The following is a 15,518-nucleotide window of genomic DNA, read 5'->3' on the forward strand; positions in this document are numbered from 1 at the left end:
CGATCTGGTCGTAGGCCTTGGCTTCGCCACCGAACTTCTTGCCCTGAACGATGGTCAACGCTGCTGTCAGGGTGGTCTTGCCGTGGTCTACGTGCCCAATGGTGCCCACGTTTACGTGCGGCTTCGTGCGTTCAAACTTTTCCTTTGCCATGTTGCATTACCTCTCGTTAGCAATAAATCAAAAACGGTTGATCAGGCGCCCTTCTTGGATTTGGCGATGATCTCTTCCTGAATATTGGCCGGTGCTTCGGCGTATTTCTCAAACTGCATAGTATAGCTGGCGCGGCCCTGGGTCAGGGAGCGCAGCTGAGTGGCATAACCAAACATCTCGGCCAGCGGCACTTCAGCCTTGACCAGCTTGCCGACCGGAGCATCTTCCATGCTCTGCACCATGCCACGGCGACGGTTGAGGTCACCGATCACATCACCCATGTACTCCTCAGGCGTGACGACCTCTACGGCCATGATCGGCTCCAGAATGGCCGGATTGGCTTTCATGACGCCATCCTTGACCGCCATGCTGGCCGCGACACGGAAAGCGGTTTCGTTGGAGTCCACCTCGTGATAGGAGCCGTCAAAGAGCGTCGCCTTGACGTCAACGACGGGGTAGCCCGCCAGAACACCGGCTTCCAGCTGCTCCTGAATACCCTTTTCAACCGCCGGAATATAGTCTTTCGGAACCACGCCGCCGACAATGGCATTCTCGAACTCGAAGCCGGAACCTTGGGGCAGAGGCTCGAAGCGCACCTTGACGTGACCATACTGTCCACGACCACCGGACTGGCGCACGAACTTCCCTTCCGCCTCGACGGGTTGGCGAATGGCCTCACGGTAGGACACCTGCGGGGCGCCCACATTGGCCTCGACCTTGAATTCGCGCTTCATGCGGTCAACGATGATGTCGAGGTGCAGCTCACCCATGCCGGAAATGATGGTCTGCCCAGTCTCCTCATCCGTATGAACACGGAATGAGGGGTCCTCCTGCGCCAGCTTCTGCAGCGCAATGCCCATTTTTTCCTGGTCAGCCTTGGTCTTGGGCTCAACCGCAACGGAGATTACCGGCTCAGGAAACTCCATGCGCTCCAGCACGATCTTGTGATCCGGATCACACAGGGTGTCACCGGTCGTAACATCCTTCAGACCCACCGCACAGGCAATATCCCCTGCACGAACCTCCTTGATCTCATCACGGTGGTTGGCGTGCATCTGCAGCAGGCGGCCGATACGCTCACGCTTGGCCTTGGTAGAGTTCCAGACTGTCTCGCCTGAATTGACGACACCAGAATAGCTGCGGAAGAAAGTCAGCGTACCCACAAACGGGTCGGTCATGATCTTGAAGGCCAGCGCAGAAAACGGCTCATCATCTGAAGCGTGACGAACTTCAGGCTCTTCAGTGTCGGGATTGATACCCTCTACCGGCGGGATGTCAACCGGGGACGGCAGGTATTCGATAATGCCGTCCAGCACAGCCTGTACACCCTTGTTCTTGAAGGCGGAGCCGCAGAACATGGGCACAATCTCGTTGGCGATGCAGCGCTGGCGCAGACCCTGCTTGATCTCTTCTTCGCTCAGCTCACCTTCTTCGAGGTACTTGTTCATGAGCTCTTCGTTTGCTTCGGCCGCAGACTCGACCAGCTGCTCATGGTACTCCTGACACTGATCCACCATGTCAGCGGGAATGTCACCATACTCGAACTTGGTGCCCATGCTCTCCTCATCCCAGATAATCGCCTTCATCTTGATGAGGTCAACAACCCCCTCGAAGCTGTCTTCAGCCCCGATAGGCAGCTGAACGGGCACGGGGTTGGCGCCCAGGCGCGTCTTGACCTGTTCGACTACACGCAGGAAGTTGGCACCGGCACGGTCCATCTTGTTGACGAAAGCCATGCGCGGCACGCCATACTTGTTGGCCTGACGCCAGACGGTTTCTGACTGGGGTTCAACACCGCCTACGGCACAGAAAACCGCAACTGCACCGTCAAGCACACGCAGAGAACGCTCCACCTCGATGGTGAAATCCACGTGTCCCGGGGTGTCGATGATATTGATGCGATGCTGAGGGAACTGATTGGCCATGCCGGTCCAGAAGCAGGTGGTCGCAGCCGAGGTGATGGTGATGCCACGCTCCTGCTCCTGCTCCATCCAGTCCATGGTTGCCGCACCATCATGTACCTCACCGATCTTGTGAGACACACCTGTATAAAACAGGATACGCTCGGTTGTTGTGGTCTTGCCGGCGTCAATGTGCGCCATGATGCCCACATTACGGTAACGCTCGATAGGAGTCTGTCTTGCCACGGTTTCTAACCTTCTTTTCAGTTTTCCAGATACGGCAAATGCCCCATGCGGGGCAAGTGCCAGTTTTCCCGTTCAGATCACGCCAGCCATTACCAGCGGAAGTGAGAGAACGCCTTGTTGGCTTCCGCCATGCGGTGCGTATCTTCTTTCTTCTTCACGGCAGCGCCGCGGTTTTCGATGGCGTCACCCAACTCACCGGCAAGACGGAGCATCATGCCCTTCTCACCCCGCTTGCGCGCTGCTTCAACGATCCAGCGCATGGCCAGCGCCATGCGACGGTCCGGACGCACCTCAACGGGCACCTGATAGGTAGCCCCCCCGACGCGACGGGATTTGACCTCAACCATCGGCCCGACATTCTCAAGCGCCTCCTTGAGGATGGCTACATGGTCGTCACGCTTCTTGCGCTCTGCTACGGCTTCCAGTGCGCCATAGACAATCTTTTCGGCGATGGATTTCTTGCCATCCTTCATGACAACATTGACGAACTTCGCCAGCGTCACGTCTCCAAACTTCGGATCCGGCAGAATCTGTCGTTTTTCAGCTCTTTTTCTACGTGCCATTCTTATGCTTCCTATATCAGTTCAACGGTTGACCAGCGCGCCGATCTCAGCTCTTGGGCCGCTTGGCACCATACTTGGAACGACCCTGACGGCGTTTTTCCACGCCGGCACAGTCCAGCGCACCGCGAATGGTGTGGTAGCGCACACCCGGCAGATCCTTTACACGACCGCCGCGGATCAGAATGACACTGTGTTCCTGCAGATTGTGCCCCTCACCGCCGATATAGGTGGTCACCTCGTAACCGCTGGTCAGACGCACACGTGCGACTTTTCGCAGGGCGGAGTTGGGCTTTTTAGGTGTGGTGGTATAGACACGGGTGCATACACCACGGCGCTGCGGGCAGGCCTGCAGTGCGGGCACCTTGGATTTGGCCTTTTTCTGCTTGCGAGGTTTACGCACAAGCTGATTGATCGTTGCCATGTAGCGACTTCTCCATGCTAGTTGGCCCCATACGGGGAGGATACTCAGACGCCGGTGGCGCCTGTTGTTATCAGGGAGCGTGGAATTCTATCCGCGCCCCCCACCTCTGTCAACCATAAGTCATTGATTCAGCTGTCGGAGTGCTCTGCCTCTTCCAGCGCATCAACAACCTCTTCATCGACCTCCTCAACTTCGCTGAACTGCTGCTGCATGAACAGCTTGATCTCTTCCTCGGCACGGCGCGCCGCTTCGCGACGCAGCTTGTGGTAGGCAAAGCCCGTGCCGGCAGGAATCAGACGACCGACGATTACGTTTTCCTTCAGGCCGACCAGCTCATCACGCTTGCCGCTGACTGCTGCTTCGGTCAGCACGCGTGTGGTCTCCTGGAAGGACGCGGCAGAGATGAAGGACTCGGTTGCCAGCGCCGCTTTGGTGATACCCAGCAGAATACGCTGGAATTTCGCCGGCTGCTTCCCTTCGGCCTCAAGCTTTTCATTGAGCTCGAGCACACGGGCATACTCCACTTGGTCTCCCTTGATCAGGCCGGAGTCACCCGGTTCGACAATCTCAACCTTGCGCAACATCTGCCGCACGACGGTCTCGATGTGCTTGTCGTTGATCTTGACGCCCTGCAGGCGATACACATCCTGCACTTCATTGACGATGTACTCGGTCAGCTTGCCGACACCCAGCAGCCGCAGGATGTCATGCGGGTTGGGCGCGCCGTCGACCAGTATGTCGCCTTTTTCGACACGCTCACCTTCGAACACGCTGATCGTGCGCCACTTGGGCACAAGAATTTCGACCGGTTCACCTTTCTCAGGCGAGATGACGATGCGGTTCTTGCCCTTGGTTTCCTTGCCGAAGCTTACCACACCGGAAATCTCTGCCATGATGGCGGGCTCTTTCGGCTGACGAGCCTCGAACAGATCCGCAACGCGCGGCAGACCACCGGTAATGTCTCGCGTCTTGGAAGTTTCCTGCGGCACACGGGCCAGTACATCGCCCGGCTCAACCTCATCTCCTTCCTGCACGGTCACGGTCGCATTTTCCGGCAGAATGAAATGCGCCGGTGTCTTGGTGCCGGGCAGACAGACCTCTTCGCCCTGCTCGTCTACCAGACGGATGTAGGGGCGCTCGTCCTTGTTCTGACGGTCCTTCAGGGGACGCACCACACGGGTAACCAAGCCGGTCAGCTCGTCGACACGCTCATCCACGGCACCGTCGAAGTTCACGAACTCCACCTTGCCGGTCACTTCGGAGATGATCGGGTGGGTGTGAGGATCCCACTGTGCAATGACCGTTCCGGATTCAACCTCCTGCCCTTCCTTCACTTCCAGCACGGCACCGAAAGGCAGCTTGTAGCGTTCGCGCTCACGGCCGTTCTCGTCCGTGATGACCACCTCTCCGTTACGGGTCAGGACGATTTCCTGCCCTTCACGGTTGGTAACGGTCTTCATGGCATTGAACTTGACCAGACCCTTGTGCTTGACCTCCACATGGCTCTGGGCAGCCGCCTTGGAAGCCGTACCACCGATGTGGAAGGTCCGCATGGTCAGCTGCGTGCCCGGCTCACCGATGGACTGAGCGGCCATGACGCCCACGGCCTCGCCCAGATTGACCAGATGGCCACGGGCCAGATCCCGCCCATAGCACTGGCGGCACACGCCGATGCGGGACTCACAGGTAATGGGCGAACGCACCTTGATGCTGTATACCCCACTCTCATCAAGCCTCTGCGCCAGCTTTTCATCGATCAGCGTGCCCTTTTCAGCCAGCAGGGTGCCATCGGCGAGGCGCACATCCTCTGCGGTCACGCGCCCCAGCACCCGGTCACGCAGCGGCTCGACCACGTCCCCGCCTTCTATGAGCGCATGCAGCTCGATGCCCTGTTCCGTGCCGCAGTCTTCCTCGGTGACCACCACATCCTGGGAGACATCCACCAGACGACGTGTCAGATAACCGGAGTTGGCCGTCTTCAGTGCCGTATCTGCCAGACCCTTGCGGGCACCGTGGGTAGAAATGAAGTACTGCAGAACGTTCAGCCCTTCACGGAAGTTCGCCGTGATGGGTGTTTCGATGATGGAGCCGTCAGGCTTGGCCATCAGACCACGCATGCCACCCAGCTGGCGCATCTGCGCCACACTGCCTCGGGCGCCAGAGTCGGCCATCATGAAGATGGAGTTGAAGGAAAGCTGACGGACGTCATTACCATCCTTGTCCTTCACCGTCTCCCACTGAATCTCCTCCATCATGGCCTTGGTGACCAACTCGTTGGCGTGGGACCAGATGTCGATGACCTTGTTATAGCGCTCGCCCTCAGTTACCAGACCCTGCTCATACTGTCGCTGGATTTCCTTCACCTGCTCCTCGGCCTTGGCGAGAATCTCTGCCTTGGCCTTGGGGATGACCATATCATCGACGGCGAAAGACATGCCGGCCAGCGTGGACTGACGGAAGCCCATGTACATCAGCTGGTCGGCAAAGACGACGGTTTCCTTCGGCCCAAGCACCCGGTAGCAGGTATTGAGCAGCCGGGAAATGTTCTTCTTGGTCAGGTTGCAGTTGACCAGATCGAAGCTCAGGCCTTCCGGCAGAATCTTCTTCAGCAGTGCACGACCGGCGGTGGTATCCACCATGCCGTTGCGCTCTTCGGTGGTACCGTCCTCATTGCGCACTACCTCCTGCACCCGCAGCTTGATTCGGGTATGCAGCGTTACGACACCCGCCTCCAGCGCATGCTCGACATCCCGCCAGTTGGCGAAGTACTTGCCTTCACCCGGCGCATTGATGCGTTCACGGGTCATGTAGTAGAGCCCCAGAACCACATCCTGCGACGGCACAATGATCGGATCCCCGTTGGCGGGTGACAGCAGGTTGTTGGTGGACATCATCAGTGCCCGGGCCTCCAGCTGCGCCTCCAGCGACAGCGGTACATGCACGGCCATCTGGTCACCGTCGAAGTCGGCATTGAAGGCGGTACAGACCAGCGGGTGCAGCTGGATCGCCTTGCCCTCGATCAGCACCGGCTCAAAGGCCTGAATGCCGAGGCGGTGCAGGGTCGGCGCACGGTTGAGCAGCACAGGATGCTCGCGGATGACGCTGTCGAGCGCCTCCCATACTGCCGGCTCTTCGTTTTCCACCATCTTCTTGGCCGCCTTGATCGTCGGCGCATGACCCTGCTTAAGCAGCTTGCTGTAGATGAAGGGTTTGAACAGCTCCAGCGCCATCAGTTTCGGCAGGCCGCACTGATGCAGCTTCAGTGTCGGTCCGACTACGATGACGGAGCGGCCGGAATAGTCCACCCGCTTGCCCAGCAGATTCTGACGGAAGCGACCCTGTTTGCCCTTGATCATGTCCGCCAGGGACTTGAGCTGACGCTTGTTGGTACCGGTGACCGCACGCCCGCGACGGCCATTGTCCAGCAGGGAGTCCACCGCCTCCTGCAGCATGCGCTTCTCGTTGCGCACGATAATGTCCGGTGCCATCAGGTCCAGCAGCCGCTTCAGACGATTGTTGCGGTTGATGACCCGGCGATACAGATCGTTCAGGTCAGAGGTGGCAAAACGGCCGCCGTCCAAGGGCACCAGCGGACGCAGGTCTGGCGGCAGCACCGGCAGCACCTCGAGAATCATCCACTCGGGACGGTTGCCGGACTGGATGAAGGCTTCGATCAGCTTGAGCCGCTTGGCAATCTTCTTCTGCTTGGTCTGGGAGTTGGTTTCGGCCATCTCCTGACGAAGCTTTTCCGCCTCGGCCTGCAGATCAATGGCCTCCAGGCGACGCTTGATGGCTTCGGCCCCCATCAGCGCCTCGAATTCATCGCCGTACTCTTCCAGTGCGTCCAAGTACTCCTCTTCCGTAAGCAGCTGCCACGGTTCGAACGGCGTCAACCCCGGATCGACGACCATGAAGGCCTCGAAATAGAGCACGGCCTCGATTTCCTTCAGCGTCATGTCAAGCATCAGGCCGATGCGGGAGGGCAGCGACTTGAGGAACCAGATGTGGGCGACGGGAGCGGCCAGCTCGATATGACCCATGCGCTCACGACGCACCTTGGCCTGCGTCACCTCGACACCGCACTTCTCACAAATGACGCCACGGTGCTTGAGACGCTTGTACTTGCCGCACAGGCACTCGTAATCGCGGATCGGGCCGAAGATCTTGGCGCAGAAAAGTCCATCCCGCTCCGGCTTGAAAGTGCGGTAGTTGATGGTCTCCGGCTTTTTCACCTCGCCATAGGACCAGGAGCGGATCTTCTCCGGTGAGGCCAGGCTGACGCGGATGGCGTCAAAATCGGTAGTGCTTTTCTGGTTTTGCAGGAATCCGATCAGCTCTTTCATTTGTCTTGCTCCAGTTCGATATCAATACCCAGGGCCCGGATCTCCTTGCGCAGCACGCTGAAGGACTCAGGCATGCCGGGCTCCATGTATTGATTGCCATCCACAATGTTCTTGTACATGCGCGTACGGCCCGTCAGGTCGTCCGACTTGACCGTCAGCATTTCCTGAAGGGTGAAGGCAGCACCGTAAGCCTCCAGTGCCCACACCTCCATCTCGCCGAAACGCTGACCGCCAAACTGCGCCTTACCACCCAGCGGCTGCTGGGTGACCAGGCTGTAAGGCCCGGTGGAGCGTGCATGCATCTTGTCATCAACCAGGTGGTTGAGTTTGAGCATGTACATGTAACCCACGGTAACCGGGCGGTCGAACTTCTGGCCGGTGCGACCGTCATAGAGTGTCATCTGGCCAGTTTCCGGCAGATCCGCCAGTTTGAGCAGCCTCTTGATCTGCGCCTCGGAAGCGCCGTCAAACACGGGGGATGCCATGGGCACCCCATCCTTCAGGTTGTGTGCCAGTTCGAGAATTTCCTCATCGGACAGACCGTCGAGGTTCTCGCTCTGTCCTTCGGTCTCGTTGTAAATTTTCTTGAGGAATTCCCGCAGCTCGGCCACGGCACGCTGCTGTTCCAGCATGGCGTTGATCTTGTCACCCAGCCCTTTGGCAGCCAGCCCCAGGTGGGTTTCCAGAATCTGGCCCACGTTCATGCGGGACGGCACACCCAGCGGGTTGAGACAGATGTCCACCGGTTGACCGTTCTCGTCAAAGGGCATGTCCTCAACCGGCGCGATGCGGGAGATGACACCCTTGTTACCGTGACGACCGGCCATCTTGTCACCCGGCTGGATGCGACGCTTCATGGCCACATAGACCTTGACCATCTTGGAAACGCCTGGGGGCAGCTCATCGCCCTGCGTCAGCTTCTTGCGCTTCTCCTCGTAGAAGTCATCCAGCTCCTTGCGCTTGTCGGCCAGCTGCTGCTGCAGCCCCTCCAGCTGACGCACGAGACTTTCGTTGCTCAGCTCCAAATCAAACCACTTCTCGCGCGGCGTGTCTGCCAGCAGCTTTTTGGTGACCTTCTTGCCGCCGACCAGCTGCTTGTTGAGGATCAGCTTTTCGATCCGGTCATAGACGTCATCTTCGAGAATGCGGTACTGCACCTCGATGTCATCACGGATCTTCTTCAGCTGCTCCTCGCGGATGGCCTTGGCACGGCTGTCCAGCTTGATGCCTTCACGGGTGAACACCTGCACATCAATGACGGTGCCTTCCACACCCTTTGGCACACGCAGCGAGGTGTCCTTGACGTCGGAAGCCTTCTCGCCAAAGATGGCACGCAGCAACTTTTCTTCAGGGGTCAGCTGCTGTTCACCCTTTGGCGTCACCTTGCCCACGAGAATGTCGCCCTGCTTGACCTGTGCACCCACGTAGATGATGCCAGCCTCATCCAGCTTGGCCAGTGCATGCTCACTGACATTGGGGATGTCCGCAGTAATTTCCTCCGGCCCCAGCTTGGTATCGCGGGCCAGACAGGTCAGCTCCTCGATGTGGATGGTGGTATAGCGATCTTCCTGCACCACCCGTTCGGAGATGAGGATGGAGTCTTCGAAGTTGTAACCATTCCAAGGAACGAAGGCGACGCGCATGTTCTGTCCCAGCGCCAGCTCACCCAGATCGGTGGACGGTCCATCGGCCAGCACATCTCCTTTGGCAATGGTGTCGCCCGCCTTGACGATGGGGCGCTGGTTCATGCACGTGTTCTGGTTGGAACGCTGATACTTGACCAGGTTGTAGATATCGACACCAGTTTCGCCTTCGCCGATTTCTTCCTCATTGACCCGTACGACAATACGCTCGGCATCGGCCGACACTACGACACCACCGCGCTTCGCCACCACAGTCACGCCTGAATCGATGGCCACGCGACGCTCCATGCCCGTACCCACCAGCGGCTTGTCTGCGCGGACGGTGGGTACCGCCTGCCGCTGCATGTTGGATCCCATCAGGGCACGGTTGGCGTCATCGTGCTCGAGGAACGGAATCAGCGACGCCGCAACGGATACGATCTGCTGCGGTGCGATGTCCATGTAGTCCACATCCTTGGCAGACGCGAGCGTGAACTCGTTCTTGTGGCGCGCGGACACCAGCTCATCCTTGATCCGACCCTCTTCATCCAGCGGCACATTGGCCTGGGCAATGACATACTGCGCCTCATCAATGGCCGAGATGTAATGAATCTCGTCGGTCACCTTGCCATCTACCACCTTGCGGTAAGGCGTCTCTAGGAAACCATACTCATTGGTGCGCGCATAAACCGCCAAGGTGTTGATCAGACCGATATTGGGACCTTCCGGCGTTTCGATCGGACACAGGCGGCCATAGTGAGTCGGGTGAACATCCCGCACCTCAAAGCCGGCGCGCTCGCGGGTCAGGCCGCCCGGGCCAAGCGCGGAGACACGGCGCTTGTGGGTGATTTCCGACAGCGGGTTGACCTGATCCATGAACTGGGACAGCTGGCTGGAGCCGAAAAACTCCTTGACCGCAGCCGCCACAGGCTTGGCGTTGACCAGATCCTGCGGCATGAGGCCTTCGCTCTCGGCATTGTTGAGGCGTTCCTTGACAGCGCGCTCAACACGCACGAGACCGACGCGGAAGGCGTTTTCCGCCATCTCGCCCACGGCACGGATGCGACGGTTGCCCAGCGTATCGATATCATCGGTCGTGCTCAGACCGTTACGGATATTGATCAGCTCACGCACCACATCGATGATGTCCTCGTGCGTCAGCACACGCGGACCTTCGTCCGTATCCCGACCGAGACGGCGATTGAGTTTCATGCGGCCGACGGCAGAGAGGTCATAGCGCTCTTCGGAGAAGAACAGCTCGTTGAACAGCTGCTCGGCCGTTTCCTTGGTCGGCGGCTCGCCGGGACGCATCATGCGGTAGATTTCGACTTGGGCCTCAAGCTGAGAAGTCGTATGATCGGCCGCCAGCGTCCGGGAAATGTAATCTCCGGCTTCCAGCTCGTCCACATACAGCACATGGAATTCACCGTCGCCCAGCTCGCGCAGGTGCTCCAGCACCTCAGGCGTAATGACGCTGTTGGCCGCCGCGAGAATCTCACCGGTCTTGGGATCGACCAGATCCTTCGCCAGGACCTTGCCAAACACATAGGTTTCAGGCACGTCGATCCACTCGACACCCGCCTCCTTAAGCTGCTTGACGGTGCGGGAAGTCACCTTGCGACCTGCCTTGAGCAACACCTTGCCATCCACCTCAAGATCGAAGTCGAAGGCCTTGCCCTTGAGCTGCTCAGGATCCACCTTGAGCTTGAACCCGCCCTTCTCGACCTTGAGCGTGGTCATGTCGAAAAACATTTCGAGCATCTGCTCGTTGGTGTAGCCCATGGCACGCAGCAGCACGGTCACCGGCAGCTTGCGGCGGCGGTCGATGCGGGCGTAGACCAGGTCATTCTGGTCGAACTCGAAATCCAGCCAGGAACCCCGGTAGGGAATGATGCGCGCATTGAACAGCACCTTGCCGGAGCTGTTGGTCTTGCCCTTGTCACTATCGAAGACGACACCGGGCGAGCGGTGCAGCTGAGTGACGATGACCCGCTCGGTGCCGTTGATGACAAAGGTGCCGGTTTCGGTCATCAGCGGCACATTGCCGAGATAGACGACCTGTTCACGCACGTCCTTGACCTTGCGCTTGCCGACTGGTCCGGAATCCTTGTCATAGACCACGACGCGCATGGTCACGCGCAGGGGTGCATCATAGGTCACGCCGCGCAGCTTGCACTCGCGCACGTCGAATTCGGGCTGACCGATTTCATAACTGACGAATTCAAGGTCGGCCGTACCGGCCACACCCTTGATCGGAAAGATGGACTTGAATGCCGCCTGCAGACCGACCTCCTTGCGCTCGGCCGGCGGCACATCCTTCTGCAGAAAATCCCCGTACGACTCTTTTTGCAGTGACAGCAGATAGGGAACGCCCAGAATGGCGGGACGTTTGCCAAAGTTCTTGCGGATACGCTTCTTTTCAGTCAGAGAGTAGGCCATTTTTACCTCGAGGACTCGCTTACGATGAACGGATTGGTTCTTGTCATCACCGCACTGTCAGAGACGGCAACACATCAAACCGATAGCGCCTTGCCACCATCGGTTTGATGTGTCTTCAAGCACGAAAAGGCCGGCGGTCAACCGCCAGCCTTTCGCTGCTGCCGAAGCAGCTCTGCAAGCCGGATCACTTGATCTCGGCTTCAGCACCTGCTTCTTCAAGCTGCTTCTTGATTTCCTCGGCTTCTTCCTTGGAAACACCTTCCTTCAGAACGGTCGGAGCAGACTCGACCGCTTCCTTGGCTTCCTTCAGACCCAGGCCGGTGATGGCGCGTACGGCCTTGATGGCGGCAACCTTGTTGCCACCGGCAGACTTCAGCACCACATCGAACTCAGTCTTCTCTTCAGCACCACCAGCGTCACCGCCAGCAGCACCCGGCGCAGCAACAGCCACCGCGGCAGCAGCAGCGGATACGCCGAACTTCTCTTCCATTGCCTCAACCAGCTCAACAACCTCCATGACGGACATGTTGGCGATCGCTTCCAGAATATCGTCTTTGGTCAGTTCTGCCATGATGATTTCTCCTAACTAAGCAGTAAATTAAAACGGTTTTGCAAATCAGGCCGCTTCTTTCGCGTCCTTGATCGCAGCCACGGTACGAACCAGCTTGCCGGGGACCTCGTTGAGCGTACGCGCAAACTTCTCCACCGGGGCCTTCATCACGTACAGCAGCTTGCTGATTGCCTCTTCGTAGGTCGGCAGGGATGCGACGGCATCCAGCTGCTCGCCAGGCATGGCGCCCTTGCCGATGGACAGCACCTTCGGCTCGAGCTCCTTGACCTCCTTGCGGAAGTTCTTGACGATGCGTGCCGCGGAACCGGGATCTTCAGTCGAGATCAACAGCACCAGCGGACCTACAAGATGCTCACCCATGTCCTCAAACTGGGTGTCCTGCAGGGCACGGCGGGCCAAGGTGTTCTTGACGACACGCACAACCACGCCGGCTTCACGCGCCTGACGACGCAACTGGGTCATCTGCTCCACTGTCAACCCGCGATATTCAGCCGCCACCACCGAGTAGGCGCTCTCCACCAGAGCATGCACCTCCTCGACGATGCGCTTCTTATCTTCGAGTTTCAGAGCCATATAACCTCCATTCGAGGCTTGCGCCTCTCCATCTGCATAGGCCGATCATTTAAGCCCCGCCCGGGGCACCTATGGTCTGCGATGGGTCTCTTCCTTAGCAGGAGAAATCCCAATCGCACTGGTGCAGCCTTTCGGCTGCCGGGCCGAAGCCCGATCGCCCGATCCAGTTACGGATCAGACGTCCAAACTTGCCGGATCCACGGTGATGCCGGGACCCATTGTGCTGCTGACGGCCACCTTGCGGATGTACTGCCCCTTGGCCGACGCAGGTTTGAGCTTGTTCAGATCCGAGATCAGCGCTTCCAGGTTCTCCTTGAGCTGCTGCTCGGTGAAGGAGGCCTTGCCGATCGGCGCATGAACGATACCCGCCTTGTCAACACGGAAACGCACCTGGCCGGCCTTGGCATTTTTGACCGCCTCGGCCACATTGGGTGTGACCGTACCCGTCTTGGGGTTGGGCATCAGACCACGGGGACCGAGAATCTGCCCCAGCTGGCCGACCACGCGCATGGCATCCGGGCTGGCGATGACCACATCGAAGTCCATCATGCCCTTCTTGATCTCCTCAGCGAGATCTTCCATGCCCACATAGTCCGCGCCGGCAGCTTTCGCGGCTTCAGCCTGTGCATCACCGGTAAACACGGCCACCTTGACGCTCTTGCCGGTGCCATGGGGCAGCACGGTCGCACCGCGCACCACCTGGTCGGATTTGCGCGGATCAACGCCAAGACGGATGGCCGCATCAACAGACTCGTCAAACTTGGCAGTTGCAAACTCCTTGACCAGCTTGAAGGCCTCATCCGCAGGATAGACGCGGCTCGGATCCAGTTTTTCCTTGATCAGTTTCTGCTTCTTGGTCAGCTTTGCCATGGTCTCAGTCCTCCACCACGTCAATGCCCATGCTGCGGGCTGAGCCCTCAATGATGCGCATGGCCGCTTCAATATCATTGGCGTTCAGATCAGGCATCTTGGTCTCTGCGATTTCCTTGATCTGCGCCTTGGTCACCTTGCCCACCTTGTCCAGATTGGGCACACTGCTGCCCTTCTGCACGCCGGCCGCCTTCTTTAGCAGCACGGATGCAGGCGGGGTCTTGGTGATGAAGGTGAAGGACCGGTCGTTATAGACGGTAATGACAACCGGCACCGGCATGCCCTTTTCCAGGTTCTGCGTCTGGGCGTTGAACGCCTTGCAGAACTCCATGATGTTTACGCCATGCTGACCCAGTGCGGGGCCTACCGGCGGAGACGGATTTGCATTGCCTGCCGGCACCTGCAGTTTGATATAGGCTTCTACTTTCTTCGCCATGATGAGCTCCTTAGTGGGTTGTTAACGCCTTTCGGCTCCCCTTCCGACGGCACGCTGCCGTCAGATCTTCTCTACTTGAGAGAAATCCAGTTCGACGGGCGTCGAGCGCCCAAAGATCAGCACGGACACCTGCAGCTTGCTCTTGTCGTAGTCGACACCCTCGACGACCGCCTCGAAGTCCGTAAACGGCCCATCGATGACACGGACCATCTCGCCCGGCTCGAACAGCACCTTCGGCCGCGGCTTGTCAACCACTTCCTCGACACGCTGAAGGATGCGGTCAACCTCTTTCTGGCTAATGGGCGCCGGGCGCTCGGGCGTGCCACCGATGAAACCCATCACCTGCGGCACATCCTTGACCAAATGCCAAGTGTCCTCGTTCATTTCCATCTCCACCAGCACATAGCCGGGGAAGAATTTGCGTTCGCTCTTGCGCTTCTTGCCGTCGCGAACCTCAATCACCTCTTCGGACGGCACGAGAATGCGACCGAAATAGTCATCCAGACCCGCAAGCCTGATGCGCTCTTCCAGCTTTTCCTTGACCTTGTTTTCATGCCCGGAATAGGCATGCACCACATACCAGCGCTTAGCCATCTCAGCCTCCACTTCCTGTCAGCCACTCAACGAGCCACAGGAAGAACATGTCAACCAGCCACAGGAAGATGCCCATCACGATCACGACGGCAATGATCATGAGCGTAGTATTGACAACCTCTTTCCGGGTCGGCCAGACGACAAGCCGCAGCTCCTTGCGCGTATCCTGCAGAAAGCGCCAGGCGCGCTGTCCCACTTCCGTTAGATAGACGAGATAACCGGAAACACCTGCGGCGGCAAGCACCATACCCACGCGCACCAGCAGATGCAGCTGGTCCAGCACATAATAGCCGACGACACCGCCGACCAGAATGGCAATGCCCAGCACCAGCTTGACCGTATCCGTACCACTGCCTGCGTGCTGGCTGACTTCCTTGTGTTGACTGCTCATATCCGCCTTCAAAAAAACGACTTGCCACAGGGCAAGTCGTCAGGAATTCTGGCAGGGGCAGTAGGATTCGAACCTACAACCTGCGGATTTGGAATCCGCTGCTCTACCAATTGGAGCTATACCCCTGAACGGAAAGCGGGGGACTATAACAGCCCCCCGGGAATTTTTCAAGTCTCGATGATTACTCAATCACCTTTGAGACTACGCCTGCGCCGACTGTGCGACCGCCTTCGCGGATCGCAAAACGCAGACCTTCGTCCATGGCAATCGGTGCAATCAGTTCAACGGTCATCTGTACGTTGTCGCCAGGCATGACCATTTCCACACCTTCGGGCAGCTGACATTCGCCAGTGACGTCGGTGGTGCGGAAGTAGAACTGCGGACGATAGCCGTTGAA

12 protein-coding genes, 1 tRNA gene and 1 pseudogene are annotated in these 15,518 nt (G+C 58.5%); all 14 read right to left on the minus strand.

Annotated features, from left to right (window positions below; genetic code table 11):
* Nucleotides 1–151: GTP-binding protein (locus F8K16_RS03615; RefSeq protein ID WP_294947085.1), on the minus strand; the 151-nt coding region annotated here is incomplete at its 3' end.
* A 41-nt stretch (nucleotides 152–192) separates the two neighbouring features.
* Nucleotides 193–2,298, minus strand: coding sequence for an elongation factor G (gene fusA / locus F8K16_RS03620; RefSeq protein WP_294947053.1), 2,106 nt, complete (start codon nucleotides 2,296–2,298; stop codon nucleotides 193–195).
* An 89-nt stretch (nucleotides 2,299–2,387) separates the two neighbouring features.
* Entirely contained in the window at nucleotides 2,388–2,861 is a 474-nt protein-coding gene (gene rpsG, locus F8K16_RS03625; RefSeq protein WP_294947056.1) for a 30S ribosomal protein S7, read from the minus strand.
* Between the two features lie 46 nt (nucleotides 2,862–2,907).
* The gene (gene rpsL / locus F8K16_RS03630) at nucleotides 2,908–3,282 is read right to left on the minus strand and encodes a 30S ribosomal protein S12 (RefSeq protein ID WP_294947059.1); all 375 of its coding nucleotides are present in this window, start codon (nucleotides 3,280–3,282) and stop codon (nucleotides 2,908–2,910) included.
* Between the two features lie 128 nt (nucleotides 3,283–3,410).
* Complete coding sequence (gene rpoC, locus F8K16_RS03635; protein WP_294947062.1) at nucleotides 3,411–7,625, minus strand: DNA-directed RNA polymerase subunit beta'; 4,215 nt, start codon at nucleotides 7,623–7,625, stop codon at nucleotides 3,411–3,413.
* On the minus strand, nucleotides 7,622–11,686 hold the full coding sequence (gene rpoB / locus F8K16_RS03640; protein WP_294947064.1) for a DNA-directed RNA polymerase subunit beta: 4,065 nt from the start codon (nucleotides 11,684–11,686) through the stop codon (nucleotides 7,622–7,624). The genes rpoC and rpoB overlap by 4 nt, the downstream gene beginning before the upstream one ends.
* Before the next feature lie 184 nt (nucleotides 11,687–11,870).
* Nucleotides 11,871–12,257 (minus strand): 50S ribosomal protein L7/L12, encoded by a 387-nt coding sequence (rplL, locus tag F8K16_RS03645; RefSeq protein WP_294947067.1) that lies wholly within the window; start codon nucleotides 12,255–12,257, stop codon nucleotides 11,871–11,873.
* A gap of 45 nt (nucleotides 12,258–12,302) precedes the next feature.
* Nucleotides 12,303–12,830: a 50S ribosomal protein L10 gene (gene rplJ, locus F8K16_RS03650; protein ID WP_294947070.1), complete on the minus strand. Its 528-nt coding sequence runs from the start codon at nucleotides 12,828–12,830 to the stop codon at nucleotides 12,303–12,305.
* Between the two features lie 174 nt (nucleotides 12,831–13,004).
* On the minus strand, nucleotides 13,005–13,700 hold the full coding sequence (rplA, locus tag F8K16_RS03655; protein WP_294947073.1) for a 50S ribosomal protein L1: 696 nt from the start codon (nucleotides 13,698–13,700) through the stop codon (nucleotides 13,005–13,007).
* 4 nt (nucleotides 13,701–13,704) lie between these two features.
* A complete protein-coding gene (gene rplK / locus F8K16_RS03660) occupies nucleotides 13,705–14,136 on the minus strand; it encodes a 50S ribosomal protein L11 (protein ID WP_294947076.1) in 432 nt (143 codons plus the stop codon).
* Nucleotides 14,137–14,196: 60 nt separating this feature from the next.
* Nucleotides 14,197–14,730: a transcription termination/antitermination protein NusG gene (gene nusG, locus F8K16_RS03665; RefSeq protein ID WP_294947079.1), complete on the minus strand. Its 534-nt coding sequence runs from the start codon at nucleotides 14,728–14,730 to the stop codon at nucleotides 14,197–14,199.
* A gap of 1 nt (nucleotide 14,731) precedes the next feature.
* Complete coding sequence (gene secE, locus F8K16_RS03670) at nucleotides 14,732–15,121, minus strand: preprotein translocase subunit SecE (protein ID WP_294947082.1); 390 nt, start codon at nucleotides 15,119–15,121, stop codon at nucleotides 14,732–14,734.
* Between the two features lie 49 nt (nucleotides 15,122–15,170).
* Nucleotides 15,171–15,247: transfer RNA gene (locus F8K16_RS03675), tRNA-Trp, on the minus strand.
* A 55-nt stretch (nucleotides 15,248–15,302) separates the two neighbouring features.
* A pseudogene (tuf, locus tag F8K16_RS03680) lies at nucleotides 15,303–15,518 on the minus strand (elongation factor Tu); the annotation flags it as partial.

The sequence above is a fragment of the Sulfurivirga sp. genome, assembly GCF_015490265.1.
Classification (GTDB): Bacteria; Pseudomonadota; Gammaproteobacteria; order Thiomicrospirales; family Thiomicrospiraceae; genus Sulfurivirga.